The organism is Rhodoluna limnophila, assembly GCF_005845365.1.
Taxonomy (GTDB): domain Bacteria; phylum Actinomycetota; class Actinomycetes; order Actinomycetales; family Microbacteriaceae; genus Rhodoluna; species Rhodoluna limnophila.
This window is the reverse complement of record NZ_CP040509.1, coordinates 942939-957556: the sequence shown is the minus strand read 5'-3', so window position 1 is coordinate 957556 and position 14618 is coordinate 942939. Positions and strand designations below refer to the sequence as shown.

The window sequence follows — 14618 nt, the reverse complement described above, 5'->3', positions numbered from 1 at the left end:
ACAGAGAAAGTATCAAAATGGCTACTCGCAGAATGTCAGTAAGTCAGGCAATCGTTGAATTCCTGGCTCACCAGTACACCGTCGACGGAGACATCCGTGTACGCACCATTGAGGGTGTTTACGGAATCTTTGGCCACGGCAACGTTGCCGGAATCGGTCAGGCGCTCAAGCAGCTGTCAGTGACCGATCCAAAAGCCATGCCTTACCACCAAGCGCGTAACGAGCAAGCGATGGGTCACGAGTCGATTGCCTTCTCTCGCATGACTCGCCGCCGTTCAACATATGCCTGCGCTGCCTCAGTTGGCCCGGGTGCTGCCAATTTGTTGACCGCCGCAGCCGTGGCAACTACCAACCGCTTGCCGGTCCTCTTGCTGCCTTCTGACACCTTCGCAAACCGAGTGGCCGACCCTGTGCTTCAGCAGCTTGAGCAGCCTTACGACGCGGTAATGACTGTAAATGACGCTTTCCGTCCGCTGTCTCGATTCTTTGACCGCGTTACCCGTCCAGAGCAGATCTTCTCAGCGCTGCTCGGTGCGATGCGAGTTTTGACCGACCCAGTCGAGACCGGTGCCGTAACCATCGCCCTGCCAGAGGATGTTCAGGCAGAGGAGATTGACGTTCCAGAAGAATTCTTGGCTGACCGCGAGTGGCACATTCGCCGCCCACGCCCAGACCGAGGTCTGATGGCCGAGGTTGCCAAGGCAATTCGCGGTGCAAAGCGCCCAATGATCATTGCCGGCGGTGGAGTGATCTACTCTGACGCAAACCAAGAACTTCGCCGCTTCGTTGAGCAGACTGGAATTCCAGTAGGTATGTCTCAAGCTGGAGTGGGTTCGTTGGTTTGGGACCACGACCAGAACCTAGGTGCCGTTGGCGCGACCGGAACCACTGCCGCAAACCGGATTGCAGCTGAGGCTGACGTGATTATCGGCATTGGTACTCGATACAGTGACTTCACAACTGCCAGCCGCACTGCATTCCAAAACCCAGAAGTTAAGTTCATCAACATCAACGTGGCTTCTTTCGATGCTTTCAAGCACGGATCGGCCATCCCGGTTGTTGCAGACGCACGTGAGTCAATCACGGAGCTTTCAGAGGAGCTTTCTGGCTACGCGGTTACTGAGGAGTTCCGCAAGCACTACGGTCAGCAGAAGGCCATCTGGGATGCCGCAGTAGACGCCTCATTCGTAGATCAGCGCCGTGAGTTGCCAGGCCAGCCTGAGATTATCGGTGCCGTTCAGGAGTCTTCTGACCCGCGCGACGTAGTTATCTGTGCCGCGGGTTCACTGCCTGGTGACCTACACAAACTTTGGCGAGTGCGCGACGACCTGGGTTACCACGTTGAGTACGCATTCTCTTGCATGGGTTACGAGATTGCAGCCGGTTTGGGTGTTGCTCGGGCGGACAAGACCCGCGATGCCATCGTGATGGTTGGTGACGGCTCTTACCTGATGATGCACACTGAGCTAGTCACTGCCGTAGCTGAGCGCTTGAAGTTCATCACAGTTCTAATTCAGAACCACGGATACGCTTCTATCGGCCACCTGTCTGAGGATGTTGGTTCACAGCGCTACGGAACCAAGTACCGCTACCGCGACGAATCTGGAAACAACCACGAGACCGGCGATGTTCTGCCGATTGACCTAGCTGCTAACGCTGAGAGCTACGGCGTCAAGGTAATCCGTGTTGAGCCAGGCCCAAACTCAATCACTGATCTAAAAGCGGCTGTAAAGACGGCAAAGGCGCACCAGGGAGGGCCAGTGCTGATTCACATCAACAACGACCCATTGATCTACGCACCTGACGGCGAAGGCTGGTGGGATGTTCCGGTAATGCCTGTTTCAGAACTCGAGAGCACTCAGCAGGCATACGTCGGATACGCCGAGGTCAAGAAGTCGCAGAAGCTCTTGCTGGGCAAAGGCGCAGTCGAAAGAAATAACTAAGTTCAAACCGCTTCGAAGGAGAAGTAAATGGTCAAGATTGCACTAGACCCAACCCCGTTTCACAGCACTCACTCGCTGCTTGAGTTTCCGGCGCTCGCCGCAGACCTCGGTTACAAATACCTGCAGATGACTCCGCATGCCGACATGATTCCGTTCTTCAATCACCCAAAGGCTGATGATGACCTAGTCAAGAAGATGAAGAAGGCTTGTAAAGATGCTGGTATCGAGATTGCATCAACCTTGCCGGTGCTTCGTTGGTCAGGCCCAGATGAAGACGCTCGTGAAGCAGCGGTGCGTTACTGGAAGCGCGTAATTCGAATTACTGCCGAGCTTGGTGTTGACACGATTGGAACTGAGTTCAACGGGCGCCCAGAGCGCGCCGAAGAGTCGGAGCGCGCTTTCTATCGTTCGATGGAAGAACTGGTGCCGATCATCGAGAAGGAAGGCATCAACGTCTTCATTGATCCGCACCCAGATGACTTCGTTGAAAATGGCCTGGCAGCTTGGCGTGTGATTCGCGGCATCAACTCAAAGAACTTCGGCATGGTTTATGTTGCTTCGCACACCTTCCACATGGGCAACCAGCCGCTAGAAATTATGCAGGCGGCCGGCGATCGACTCGGAATTGTTCACGTCTCAGACACCATGGACCACACCGCATCACACGGTCTCCGCTACATCACCAACCCTCCTGGTAACGCGGTGCGTGTTCACCAGCACCTCACCATGGGTGACGGCGATGTTAACTTCGATGAGTTCTTTAGTGGCCTGAAGGCTATTGGTTTCTTGGATAACCCGAAGAGCATTATGTGTTCTAGTGTCTTTGCAGAGAATGAAAATGCTCGTGCCGTCGCAATCTATCAGCGCGAGGAAATGGAACGCCGAATTTCAGCTTTGAGCTAATCGATCTGGGCAAAGTGGGTTACCTTTACGGGTGACCCACTTTCTGTTTTTAGGATAAGAGCATGGCAAAGAAGGAAACCAAGGAACGCAACGACCAGCGGCCTCCAACGATGGCTGATGTCGCTGAAAAAGTTGGAGTTTCGAGACAGTTAGTCGGCTTGGTATTTCGTGATGCCCCCGGTGTCAGTGCCGAAACTCAGGCCAAGATCCGGGCTGCGGCCAAGGAGCTTGGATACAGGCCAAACCTGGCTGCTCAATCGCTTCGGCGAGAAGGCTCAAAATACATTGGTTTGGTATTCCACGCTGCCGAAAGTTCTACCTATGAAATCATCCCGGCAATCTATAAACAGGCGGCTGAGCAGGGATTCCAGCTGGTACTCAGTGCGATCTCTAGCGACCGCACCGATCTTGAAGCTATTGATGAGGTAATCGGTCACCGCTGCGACGGAATCATTTTGATTGCGTCCACTTTGAGCCTCACGCGTCTTCAAAAGCTAGCTCGGACAATCCCGTTGGTTAGTCTCGGTCGCCGTCTGACCGGTGTTCGCTGCGGCGTCGTCTCATCGCGCGGTGAATCCGGTGTTTTCGATGCAGTTGAGTACTTGATTGACCTCGGCCACAAAACAATTGCCTATGTCAATGCCAGGGAGATGCTCGACATTGAGTACCGCCTCGAAGGCTACGAATCGGCGATGGATAAGCATCACCTCAAAAAGACGATAGTTAGCATTTCTGGGGACTTTGCGGAAGCGGGTGGCGCTTTGGCTGCTGAGCGGCTACTTGCTATGGATAAGCTGCCTACTGCAGTTGTTTGCAATAACGACCAGAGTGCGTTTGGTTTGATTCACCGCCTGCAAAAAGCAGGGGTGCGAGTCCCTGAGGACGTCTCGGTCGTCGGCTATGACGACACCATCGCCAAAGAGGCTTATTTGGATATGACGACTGTTCGACAGGACCCAACCGAGCTTGCGAAGGCCAGCGTCGAAGACCTTGCGGCACGTATCAAAGGCGATAAGTATCTTTCAGAGACTTTCTTGACAAGCTCAACACTCGTTGTGCGGTCTAGCACGTGCCAACCGCGCAAGATAACAGATTAGCCACGAAAAACCCTAGAATTAGAGGGTAATTAACTAGCACGTGCTAGTAATTCTTTACTAATTCGTTATCAAAAAATTGCTGTTTGTCCTTACATGGCGTATTTCTTAACGCTAAGTTCGTTCTGGGTTCGATTACTTACTAGAAATCAATCTCCACATCCAACTAACAAAGGACACAATGAAGTGAAGCTATCTATCAGAAAGAAAAGCATCGCCGCACTAGCAATTCTTGGTGCAGCGACAGTTGCTCTTGCTGGATGTTCTGCACCTGCTGCAGAGACCACCGAAGAGACCACAGGCCTAGCCTCAGGTTTCGGCAAGCGCGCAGAAAACCGCAACGTTTACTTCTTCACCTACTACAACCCAGCCGGCGACGCCTTCTGGGCACAGATCCTCAAGGGTGGCGAGGACGCTGCAGCACTTGGCAACCTAGAGTTCACTCACCAGACCGCTGAGGGTGACTCAGCAGCAATGGTGAACCTAGTTCAGACTGCAATCGCAACCAGCCCAGCAGCAATCGTTATGCCATTCAACGAAGGTGAAGCTTGGGTTGACGTAGCTTGCCAGGCTCACGCAGCTGGTATTCCAGTTATTGCATTCAACGTTCCAGCTCCTGAAAGCGCCGGCGAGTGTGTTTCTGGATTCGTTGGTCAGGACTTCTACGAAGTCGGCACCATCGTTGCCAAGTCACTGCTTGCATCAGGCCAGGTTGCTAAGGGCGACAAGGTCCTCATCACTGCAGAAGAGCCAGACCAGCCATACGCGCTTCAGCGTGGTGGCGGCGTGTATGACGTGCTAAAAGAAGCCGGTATCGGTGTTCTTGAGCAGCCAGAGTGGCTACGTACCGGTGGCGATGACGCTGGCGCACTGGACGCATTGACCTCATGGTTGGTAGCAAACCCAGACGTGAAGGTTATCGTTCCAGTTGGTGGAACCCCTCACCGTAACCTTCCAGCGGCTCTAGCAGCAGCCGGAAACACCACCGCAAAGGTAATCGGATTCGACACTGCACCGCAGATCGTCCAGGGTCTAAAGGATGGCGTCATCTTGGCCACCGCGGACCAGCAGGGTTACATCCAGGGATTCCAGTCAGTAATGCAGACCATTCTGAACATTGACTTCGGTTTCTCAGCAGCAAACATCAACTCAGGTGGTCTAGGTCTAATCACCAAGGACACCGTTGGCAACATCGAAGCACCTGACCTACAGGGTGTTCGCTTCTAGTCATTGAAGCAAGCGCAATAGGGGTGGGGTCAAGTCAGCTACGGGTGACTTGACCCCAAACCTAAAATTCAAAAGTTTTGTCCGATCAATGATGATTCGGAAACAGGAAAGAACACAAATGTCAAACGAAAATAAACCAGGTAAAGGGCCGATTTTTCAGGCCCCACTTGCCACTGAGGCAATTCAAATGCGGCGCCTCTCTGACCAAAAGCCAAAAACCGGTTTTGAGGCCTTCAAGTACAATCTGCAATTCATGCGTGGTCGCGGGGCCCTCGAAATCGGTGTGGTGCTTGCCGTAATTCTTTTTGGCTACGTTACTGCAGCCATCATCAACCCATCTGGTTTTTCTTTCCTAAACCCAAATAACTTATCCGGAGTTGTTTCTCAGGCCATACCGGTGCTTGCCATCCTTGGTCTGGCAGCCGGAATCTTGATGATTGCGGGCGAGTTTGATCTCTCGCTCGGCCCTGCAATCACCTTCAACGCAATCGTATTTATCAAGGCCTCTGAAGCATACGGCCTTGGCGTCGGTGTTCTCGCCGGTATCGCCAGTGGAGTTGCGATTGCTTTGGTCAACGGTGCAATCGTTGTGATCACCAAAATCCCATCGTTCATTGCAACATTGGGTATGAGCTTCTTCTGGGCTGGTGCTTCGATTCTGATGAACGGAACTACCCCAGCAATCATTTCTGCAGAAAACCGCGAGGGAGCCATGGAGTTCCTGTTCGCACACGACTTCGGGCTGTTCCGCTCTCAGTTGATTTGGCTGATCGTCGTCGGAGTCCTTGCATGGTTCTTCATGCACCGTCACCGTTACGGTAACCACATTTACGCAGTAGGTGGCAACGCAGCAGCAGCGCAGGCAATCTCCATTAATCCTAAGAAGGTCAAGATGATGGCCTTTGGTATTTACGGAGGACTTGTCGGTTTTGCATCGATCTTGATTGCAGTTCGAACCTCTTCAATGCAGCCAGGCGGCACAGCCACCGAAGACTTTACATTGTTTGCAATCGCAGCCGCGGTTGTTGGCGGAACCTCTCTAAATGGTGGTCGCGGTAGCGTCATCGGAATCATCTTCGGTGCTGCACTTATCGAACTAATCAAGAATGGCTTGATCCTAGGTAAGGCCCCGGGCTTCTACATCACCCTATTTGTGGGTATCACGATTGTTATAGCTTCAGTATTCAACAAGCTCATGGAAGGAAAAGCACGATGAGCGAATCACTTCTAAGAGTCGAAGGCATCACTAAAAAGTACGGCCCAAACACAGTTCTAAACGATGTGTCGTTTGAAATTGGCAAGAACGAAGTTGTTGGCCTTTTGGGCGACAACGGAGCGGGTAAGTCAACCCTCGTAAAAATTATGTCTGGAGTGGTTGACGCCACCTCGGGCAACTACTACTGGGATGGCAAAAAAATTGACAACGTAAACCGTGAGGAAACTGAACGTCTCGGTGTTGAAACAATTTTCCAGGACTCAGCGTTGGTCCCGCAGATGACCATTACGCGAAACATTTTCATGGGTCGCGAGATTACCAACAAGTTTGGTCTGATGAAGATCAAGCAAATGGATGACATTGCGGCTGAAGTTCTCGACAGCGTGGTTGCCATCGAAGGAATCAAGTCGCCGAAGCAGCTTGTTGCCTCGCTATCTGGTGGCCAGGCCCAGGCGGTGGCAATCGCACGTGCGGTTCACTTCAAGAGCAGTTTATTGATTCTTGATGAGCCAACTTCTGCTTTGGCAGTTCGTGCCACCGAGGCGCTGCTCGACTACCTCCGTCAATTGAAAACTGAGGGTGTTAGTTCTGTGCTGGTGACTCACAACCTTCACCACGCGTACCAGGTCTGCGACCGTCACATCGTTATGAACCATGGTCGAAAGATCCTCGATGTTCGACGTGAAGACACCACAGTGGAAGAGCTCACCGCGGCCGTTGTCGGCGGCGCCGAGGGTATCCGCAAGTACCGCGAGAGTATGCAGGGAAACTAGTTATGACAAATCAAATTCGAGTTGGAACTGCCCCTGATTCCTGGGGTGTGTGGTTCCCAAACGACCCAAAGCAGGTTCCATGGGAGCGTTTCCTAGATGAAGTCCAGGAAGCTGGTTATCACTGGATTGAGCTTGGCCCGTTCGGGTATCTGCCAACCGACCCAAACCAATTGGCTGATGTCTTGGCTGAGCATGACCTAAAGTTATCGGCTGGAACCGTATTCACAGGTTTCCATAAGGGTGACGATCAGTGGAAGCGTGCCTGGGATCAGGCTCTGGATGTGGCCGGGTTGGTTTCAAAACTTGGTGTTGAGCACCTGGTTGTGATTCCGGATTTGTGGCGCTCTGATGCGACCGCCGAGGTGCTTGAATCAAGAACGCTGGACAACGATCAGTGGAAGAAGTTGGCTGCCGGCCACGACAAATTGGGCAAGGCATTGCTTGAGGAGTATGGCATCAAGCAGCAATTCCACTCTCACGCTGACAGCCACATTGGTACCTACGCTGAGGTTGAAAGATTCCTTCAGGAAACTGACAAGGAATTCACAAATCTCTGTCTAGACACCGGGCACTTTGCTTATTACCTAGGTGACAATGTCAAGCTGATGAACGCGTACCCCGACCGAATCGGGTACCTCCATTTGAAGCAAGTCCACCCTGATATCTTGGCCGAGGCGCTAAAGAATGACATGCCATTCGTTGACGCAGTTGCCAGGGGCGTAATGACTGAGCCTGGGTTCGAAGGGGTGCCCGAATTTGCACCAATTCTCGAAAAGGCTGCAGAAATCAACCCTGAAATGTTCGCAATTGTCGAGCAGGACATGTACGGCTGTGATGTCGACTTCCCATTCCCAATTGCCAAGCGCACCCGGGACCATATTGGTTCATGCACGCACGCGGCCCGATTCATCTAAACCAGAGAGAGAAAAATGTCTGAACTAAGAATCGCCGTAGTCGGCGCGGGCCTAATGGGAGCAGATCACATTGTTCGAATTGAAAATCGAATTGTCGGAGCTACGGTTGCGGCTGTCGTCGAGCCTGACGAAGGTCGCGCAAAGGCTGCTCTGGCCGAGTCCCCAAATGCCACTTGGTATCCAAACATTGAGTCTGCTATTGCCGCTGGCGGTATCGACGCAGTACTTATTGCTACACCGGGCCAGTTCCACGAACCTGTGCTCCTGCCAGCGCTAGCCGCAGGGTTGCCAATCTTGTGTGAGAAGCCATTGACTCCAGATTCAGCTTCATCGCTGCGAATGGTTGAGGCTGAAATTGCAACGGGGAAACAATTAATCCAGATCGGTTTTATGCGTCGCTTTGATGCTGGATACGAGAGCCTGAGGGAGCTTATTGCAACCAAGGCGCAAGGGGAACTTCTCGGGCTTCACTGTGCGCACCGTAATCCGTCTGTTCCGGAGTCCTACCACAATGACATGTTGATCTTTGACTCAGTCGTTCACGAAATCGACATCGTGCGATTCTTGACCAACTCGCCAATCAAGAGTGTCGAGGTTAGGTCAATGAAGCGTAATTCAAACAACCACGAGGGATTCAGCGACCCTATTTTGGTGCTGTTGACCACGGAGTCAGATGTTTTGGCCACGGTAGAGATGAACGTATCTGTGAAGTTTGGTTACCAGGTGAAGACCGAGGCTGTTTTTGAGAATGGCATCGCCGAAATTGGTCGTACCAGTGGCATGAATACCTGGTTCGAAGGTCAAATTGCCACGGAAGAGCACATGTCCTTCAAAACTCGTTTTGCCGCCGCTTACGATGCACAGATTCAACGCTGGGTCAATGCAACCAAACGTGGCGAAATAGATGGGCCAAGCGCTTGGGACGGGTATTTGGCTGCAGCTGCTGTCGAAGCAGGGCTTGACGCTCTGCACACCGGACAGTGCGTTGAAGCAAAGTACGCGAGCAAGCCGGCGTTCTATAACTAGTTGTCAATTAGAGGCCCCCGGGATAAGAAAAATCCCGGGGGTTTTCTATGTTTGGGTTCAAATTGGCGAAATAAGATGGACCGGTCCAAACTAGAATGGCAGTAGGCAACGAGGCCTTGATTTGTGGAGAAATACATGAAGTATCAGTTGGGTGCATCCGCCGAGATGCTGTTTCTAGAGCTACCTTTTATTGAGCGCGTGAATCGCATCAAGGACGAAGGTTTTTTGGTTGAGATTTGGAATTGGGCCAATAAGGACCTGGATGCACTGGCAAAGACTGGCGCCACATTTTCATCGATGACCGGATATTTGACCGGAGACCTAATTACCGATGACGGTGCCGCAGAACTAATTAGGACAGCAAAACTCTCTTTGCAGGCTGCAGAGGTAATCGATTCTCCTCGTCTAAATCTTCACGGTACCGGCCTCGATGAGAATGGCCAGGCCATCCGTCAGGGAACCGAAGTGACTCCAGGCGACTGGGCAAAGGCCGTGGATACACTCAAGCGAATCGCTGAGCTTGGCGAATCTGCCGGCCGAGTCTTTACGCTCGAGAATTTGAACTTGGCTGTTGACCATCCGGGAACCCCTTTTGCAAAGGCCGCCGACACTATGGAGCTCGTAAAGCGGGTCAACAGTGAGCACCTAAAGATGAACCTGGATCTTTACCACGCTCAAATCGGTGAGGGAAACCTCGTTGAACTCGTGAGGGAAGCGCTGCCGTACATCGGTGAAATACAAGTAGCTGACGTGCCGGGTCGATGTGAGCCAGGAACGGGAGAGATCTATTACCCGCGCATTGCGGCCGAACTGGAGAGTATCGGATACGACGGAGTGGTTGCACTTGAGGGGTGGGCGCAAGCAGACTTGAGCCATGCCTTGGCAGAATTTAGGCGTTTGCTGACGCCTCAGTAACAAAAGAATCCCCAAGCTAGGGAGTATTGCCATACCCTTCAATCTATGTAAGAATGTCCTTACAAAGTAATTTTCTATCGAAGGGGAGCCACATGCCGCTGGTCCGTATTGACCTGAATCCGCGATACAGTGCCGAGCAGGTACAGGCAATTGCCGATGGAATTCACACCGCAATTGTCGAGGTTTACGGCATTCCTATTCGTGATCGTTTCCAGATAATCAATCAGCCAACGCTGATTATCGCTGAGGACGCCGGGCTGGGCTTCGAACGTACTGATGGTGTTGTGATGATTCAGATTTTCACCCAACGTGGGCGAAGCGATGAAACAAAGCAGGCTTTGTATGCACGCATTTCCGAAAAGCTAGCCGAGGTTGAGATCGCTGGCGAGGATATTTTTATCGGTTATGTAGAAAACGGCCCGCAGGATTGGTCCTTCGGGTTTGGCGTCGCACAGTATCAAACTGGGGAGTTGGCTGTTCCGTCCGCGTAGTCGGTGAGTTACGCCAAAAAAGAAGAAATCGGGCCGAAGGGGATCGGCCCGATTTCTCATTTAACACGTAGTTGGCTGGTTTCTATTTTTCAACCAGGGTTACTTCGAATGAGTAGAGATCTGGGCGGTAGCAGTGGTGACCAAATTCAACAGCGTGGCCAGAGTTGTCATAGGCGGTGCGGTCCATGGTTAGCAATGCTGCATTCTTCTCAATGTCGAGTGCGGTTGCCTCAGCCTGGTTTGCCTTACGCGCACCAATTCTCTGTTTAGCAACCCGGATGGTCACGCCGCGTAGGCGAAGGATTTGGTATAGACCGTGTTCGTTCAGGTCGGCCTCGGTGATGTCGGTGAATTCGGCTGGCAGCCAGTTTTCGAGAATTGACACCGCAACTTTATCTGCCGAGCGTAGACGTTTGACGTAAAGCACCGGTGAGCCTACGGCAACGTTTAGTTTCTCGGCAATTTTGGCGTCGGCCTTGGTGAGTTTATAGTCAAGAATTTTGGTCGAAGGCTTCTGTCCGCTTCGGCTCAGGTCCTCGTAGAGGGAGGTAAGCTCAACGCCTCGAGTTACTTGACCGTGAACCACCTGGGTTCCGATTCCACGACGGCGAACCAAAAGTCCCTTATCGACTAGGTCCTGAATCGCGCGGCGAACAGTAGGGCGGCTTAGCCCCAGTCGCTCGCCTAGGGATACCTCGTTTTCAAGACGTGAACCAGCCGCTAGCTGGCCACTCATGATGGCAGCTTCGATTTTTTGGGCTACCTGGAAGTAGAGAGGAATCGGTCCCGAACGGTCAAGATCCATGAAAACGGATAGGGGAAGAATGTTCTCCTGCTGGTTCATTGCCATCCTCAACGCCGATGTTTACACTCGTCAAACTTTGACAAGTTGTTAATACATTATCAGCCTGTGGGGGTTAGGCTCGGAGCGCCTCGGTGGTTGCAGAGTGCAGTTTTCCATTGGTTGCCAGCACGCTTGATGATGCTGCGTTCAGCGAACCATCCAAGTCGCTGAATTTGCCGCCAGCTAGCTCCACGATTGGCACTAAGGCGGCAATGTCGTAAATCTTGAGGTCGTGCTCGGCAACAATTTCTAAGGCGCCTTCAGCCAGCAGCATGTAGCTCCAGAAGTCACCGTACGCACGGGTTCTCCATAGTTTGCGGCTTAGCTCCAGGAGTTGCGGCAATCGCCCTGATTGGTCCCACAGCTGCAGGTTGTTGTAGCTGATTGAGGCGTTTTTGAAATCAGAAATTCCAGACACGGCCAACTGTCGAGTTGATCCATCGATGTCTCGCGTCCAAGCACCGATGTCTGGGGCAGCCCACCAACGTCTTCCCATTGCAGGGGCTGAAACCACACTTACAGTTGGTTTGCCATCGATGGCCAGGGCAATCAGAGTCGCCCAAACTGGAACACCGCGCAGGTAGTTCGCGGTTCCATCAATCGGGTCAATGATCCAAGTGCGGTTGGTGGTGCCGTCGGCGCTTCCATACTCCTCGCCAATAAGTGCGTCAGAAGGCGCCTTCTCGACCAGTAGGGCTTTGATGGCGCGCTCTACCGCTTGGTCAGCGTCGGTTACCGGGCTGCGATCCGGTTTAGTTTCAACCTTAAGGTCCAAGGCCCGAAAGCGCTCGAGTGCAATTGAATCTGCAAGGTCAGCAATTGCCAGAGCTAGGTCGAGGTCAGAAGAAAAGGTCATGATTGAAATTCTATTCGCCGGGCTTTTCGCTGTGGTTTGCCAGCGATGTAATCAAGCGGCGGAGCGAATCGACTCGTCCCTCACCGCTAGGTCCAAGAGTTCCTGCCGCGATGGCATCGTCGAGGGCGCAATCTGGGGCTTCGGATGTGTGGTTGCAGTCGCGCGGACAGGTCTCAATCACTGCCCAAAGGTCCTCAAATGAACGCAATAGGTTTTCAGGTTTCACATGCCCCAAACCAAATGAACGAACACCAGGGGTGTCGATGATCCAACCTTCGCCGAAGTTTTCATCCAAGCGGATGGCCCGCACCGATGAAGACGTGTGGCGGCCACGACCAGTCACAATGTTTACTCCGCCGGTTGCACGCTGCGCATGCGGTGCCAGGGCGTTTACCAAAGTCGATTTTCCAACGCCAGAATGCCCAACAAACACGGTGGTTTGGCCAGTCAGTAACTCGCGCAGCGCCGGTAGAGCCGGTGCATCAGAGCGGTTGAGCACTACCGGAATACTTAGTCCGGCAAAGTTAGCCAGGAACTCATCTGGGTTGGCCAGGTCGGTTTTGGTGATTACCAAAATTGGTCTTAGACCAGCGTCGTAGGCAGCCGCAAGATAACGGTCTATCAGTCGGGTTCTTGGCTCTGGGTTGGCAATCGCAACCACAATGGCCATTTGGGTGGCGTTGGCAACAATTACCCGCTCGACTACGTCAGAATCGTCGGCGCTGCGACGCAGCAGCGAAGTGCGAGGTTCGATTCGCACGATTCGTGCCAACGCGCCCTCGGTAGTGGAGATGTCGCCGGCAAGCGCTACACGGTCGCCTACAGCGGCACCTTGTTTGCGTAATTCCTTGCCCAAGGTGGCATTAATGATTCGGTCCTCAGACTCGAGGAGCACCCGATAGCGCCCGACGTCCACGCCCAATACCAAGCCGATTGGCGCCTCTTTGTGCTCAGGGCGTTTCTTGGTTCTAGGCTTGTTGCCCTTTGGGTTTGGGCGCACACGCACATCGGTTTCGTCTAGATCGTTTTGACCCGGATCTGGCTCATAAAGCCAACTCAAGCGTCTTCACCAAGCTGAATCTGCCAGTTGTTCTGGCCAAGCATGCCTTGCCACATTGAGGCAAAGTTTGGCATTGTCTTTGAAGTTGTCGTGATGTCTTCAATCTGGATTCCAGGAACCCGAAGTCCAATAATTGCTCCGGCAGTCGCCATTCGGTGGTCCTCATAGGTCTGCCAAATGGCACCGTGAAGGTTACCGCTCGGGTCAATTTCTAGACCGTCAGGGGTCTCGCGTGCGATTCCACCGATGCGGTTGATTTCGGCTGCCAGCGCCGCCAAGCGGTCGGTCTCGTGACCGCGAAGGTGTGCCACGCCGCGAATCACGGTTGGGCTATCAGCGAGAGCCGCCAGCGCAGCAATCACCGGGGTGAGTTCGCCGCCGATAGAAAGATCAATGTCGATTCCGTGAATCGCGCCAGTGCCGGTGATGGTTAGGCCACCATTTTCACGGACAATCTCTGCGCCCATCTGCTGAAGAATGCCATCAAATTCGTCGCCGACCTGAGTCGTGGAATCTGGCCAGCCCTGAATGAATACCGAGCCGCCGGCAACCATCGCTGCGGCAAGGAAAGGACCAGCATTAGAAAGGTCTGGCTCAATTGCTACTGAACCGCCGCTAATCAAACCCGGCTCGACCTTCCAGACAGCTGGTTCTGGGGTTGAAACCTTAACGCCGCGCTTGGTGAGGCAATCGAGGGTCATTTCGATGTGGGGCATTGACGGCAGGTGCTCGCCAACGTGACGCAGCACTAGGCCATTCTCGAATCTGGCGGCGGCAAGAAGAAGCCCTGAGACAAACTGACTTGAAGCAGAGGCATCAATGGTGACCTCGCCTCCCGCTACCGTGCCGGTGCCGTGAACCGTGAAGGGTAATGAGCCCTTACCCTCATCTGACACCGATACACCCAGCGCACGCAAGCTATCGATGGTTGTGCTCATAGGGCGGCGGCGTGCAGCTTCATCGCCGTCGAAAACTACCGTTTGATTGCTTAGCAGCGCAGCCGGCGGAACAAACCGCATCACGGTACCGGCCAGGCCGCAGTCAATATCCGCTGGGTTGTTTAACGGTTTTGGGGTAACCAAAATAGACCCGTCTTCACGGACTTCGATCTCAGTACCCAGCTGGCGAAGCGCCTCGATCATCAGTGTGCTGTCGCGAGATGCCAAGGTGCCGGTTAGAAGAGTTGGTTCGGAGGCCAGTGCAGAAAGCACAAGCTCGCGATTATTTAGTGACTTTGAACCAGGTAGGGCCACCGCTGCATCGAGTGGCGCCGAGGCAACAGGAGCGTGCCAAGGCTGGGAATTTTGGTTAGAAGTCATGAGTTAAAAGTACCATGTCTACTTTTGCTGTCTCTGG

Annotated in this window: 14 protein-coding genes; 10 read left to right on the top strand and 4 right to left on the bottom strand. The window is 53.1% G+C overall.

From position 1 onward, the window contains the following. The first annotated feature begins 17 nt into the window (after nucleotides 1-17). From iolD to FFA38_RS04620, 10 genes are all read left to right on the top strand, one after another. Nucleotides 18-1943 (top strand): 3D-(3,5/4)-trihydroxycyclohexane-1,2-dione acylhydrolase (decyclizing), encoded by a 1926-nt coding sequence (gene iolD / locus FFA38_RS04665; protein ID WP_138315692.1) that lies wholly within the window; start codon nucleotides 18-20, stop codon nucleotides 1941-1943. 27 nt (nucleotides 1944-1970) lie between these two features. Further along, nucleotides 1971-2846 (top strand): sugar phosphate isomerase/epimerase family protein, encoded by an 876-nt coding sequence (locus FFA38_RS04660; RefSeq protein ID WP_138315691.1) that lies wholly within the window; start codon nucleotides 1971-1973, stop codon nucleotides 2844-2846. 62 nt (nucleotides 2847-2908) lie between these two features. Then, nucleotides 2909-3943 carry a LacI family DNA-binding transcriptional regulator gene (locus FFA38_RS04655; protein WP_138315690.1) on the top strand — a complete coding sequence of 345 codons (1035 nt, stop codon included), beginning with the start codon at nucleotides 2909-2911 and terminating at the stop codon, nucleotides 3941-3943. Nucleotides 3944-4126: 183 nt separating this feature from the next. After that, nucleotides 4127-5167: a substrate-binding domain-containing protein gene (locus tag FFA38_RS04650; protein WP_172956008.1), complete on the top strand. Its 1041-nt coding sequence runs from the start codon at nucleotides 4127-4129 to the stop codon at nucleotides 5165-5167. A gap of 118 nt (nucleotides 5168-5285) precedes the next feature. Continuing rightward, nucleotides 5286-6383, top strand: coding sequence for an ABC transporter permease (locus tag FFA38_RS04645; protein ID WP_172956007.1), 1098 nt, complete (start codon nucleotides 5286-5288; stop codon nucleotides 6381-6383). Further along, a complete protein-coding gene (locus FFA38_RS04640; RefSeq protein WP_138275624.1) occupies nucleotides 6380-7156 on the top strand; it encodes an ATP-binding cassette domain-containing protein in 777 nt (258 codons plus the stop codon). The genes FFA38_RS04645 and FFA38_RS04640 overlap by 4 nt, the downstream gene beginning before the upstream one ends. 2 nt (nucleotides 7157-7158) lie before the next feature. Continuing rightward, nucleotides 7159-8070, top strand: a complete 912-nt coding sequence (locus FFA38_RS04635) for a sugar phosphate isomerase/epimerase family protein (RefSeq protein ID WP_138275623.1) — start codon at nucleotides 7159-7161, stop codon at nucleotides 8068-8070. Between the two features lie 15 nt (nucleotides 8071-8085). Then, nucleotides 8086-9096, top strand: a complete 1011-nt coding sequence (locus FFA38_RS04630) for a Gfo/Idh/MocA family protein (protein ID WP_138275622.1) — start codon at nucleotides 8086-8088, stop codon at nucleotides 9094-9096. Nucleotides 9097-9231: 135 nt separating this feature from the next. Beyond that, entirely contained in the window at nucleotides 9232-10011 is a 780-nt protein-coding gene (locus FFA38_RS04625) for a TIM barrel protein (protein ID WP_138315688.1), read from the top strand. A 92-nt stretch (nucleotides 10012-10103) separates the two neighbouring features. Continuing rightward, complete coding sequence (locus tag FFA38_RS04620; RefSeq protein ID WP_138275620.1) at nucleotides 10104-10502, top strand: tautomerase family protein; 399 nt, start codon at nucleotides 10104-10106, stop codon at nucleotides 10500-10502. Nucleotides 10503-10584: 82 nt separating this feature from the next. Here the strand turns inward: FFA38_RS04620 and FFA38_RS04615 are convergent, their stop codons facing one another. From FFA38_RS04615 to aroA, 4 genes are all read right to left on the bottom strand, one after another. Next, nucleotides 10585-11346, bottom strand: coding sequence for a GntR family transcriptional regulator (locus FFA38_RS04615; RefSeq protein ID WP_138275619.1), 762 nt, complete (start codon nucleotides 11344-11346; stop codon nucleotides 10585-10587). Nucleotides 11347-11419: 73 nt separating this feature from the next. After that, nucleotides 11420-12202 carry an inositol monophosphatase family protein gene (locus tag FFA38_RS04610; RefSeq protein WP_138315687.1) on the bottom strand — a complete coding sequence of 261 codons (783 nt, stop codon included), beginning with the start codon at nucleotides 12200-12202 and terminating at the stop codon, nucleotides 11420-11422. Nucleotides 12203-12212: 10 nt separating this feature from the next. Further along, entirely contained in the window at nucleotides 12213-13262 is a 1050-nt protein-coding gene (gene rsgA, locus FFA38_RS04605; protein ID WP_138315686.1) for a ribosome small subunit-dependent GTPase A, read from the bottom strand. Then, complete coding sequence (gene aroA / locus FFA38_RS04600; RefSeq protein WP_138315685.1) at nucleotides 13259-14581, bottom strand: 3-phosphoshikimate 1-carboxyvinyltransferase; 1323 nt, start codon at nucleotides 14579-14581, stop codon at nucleotides 13259-13261. Before aroA ends, rsgA begins: the two co-directional genes overlap by 4 nt. Nucleotides 14582-14618: the final 37 nt, after the last annotated feature.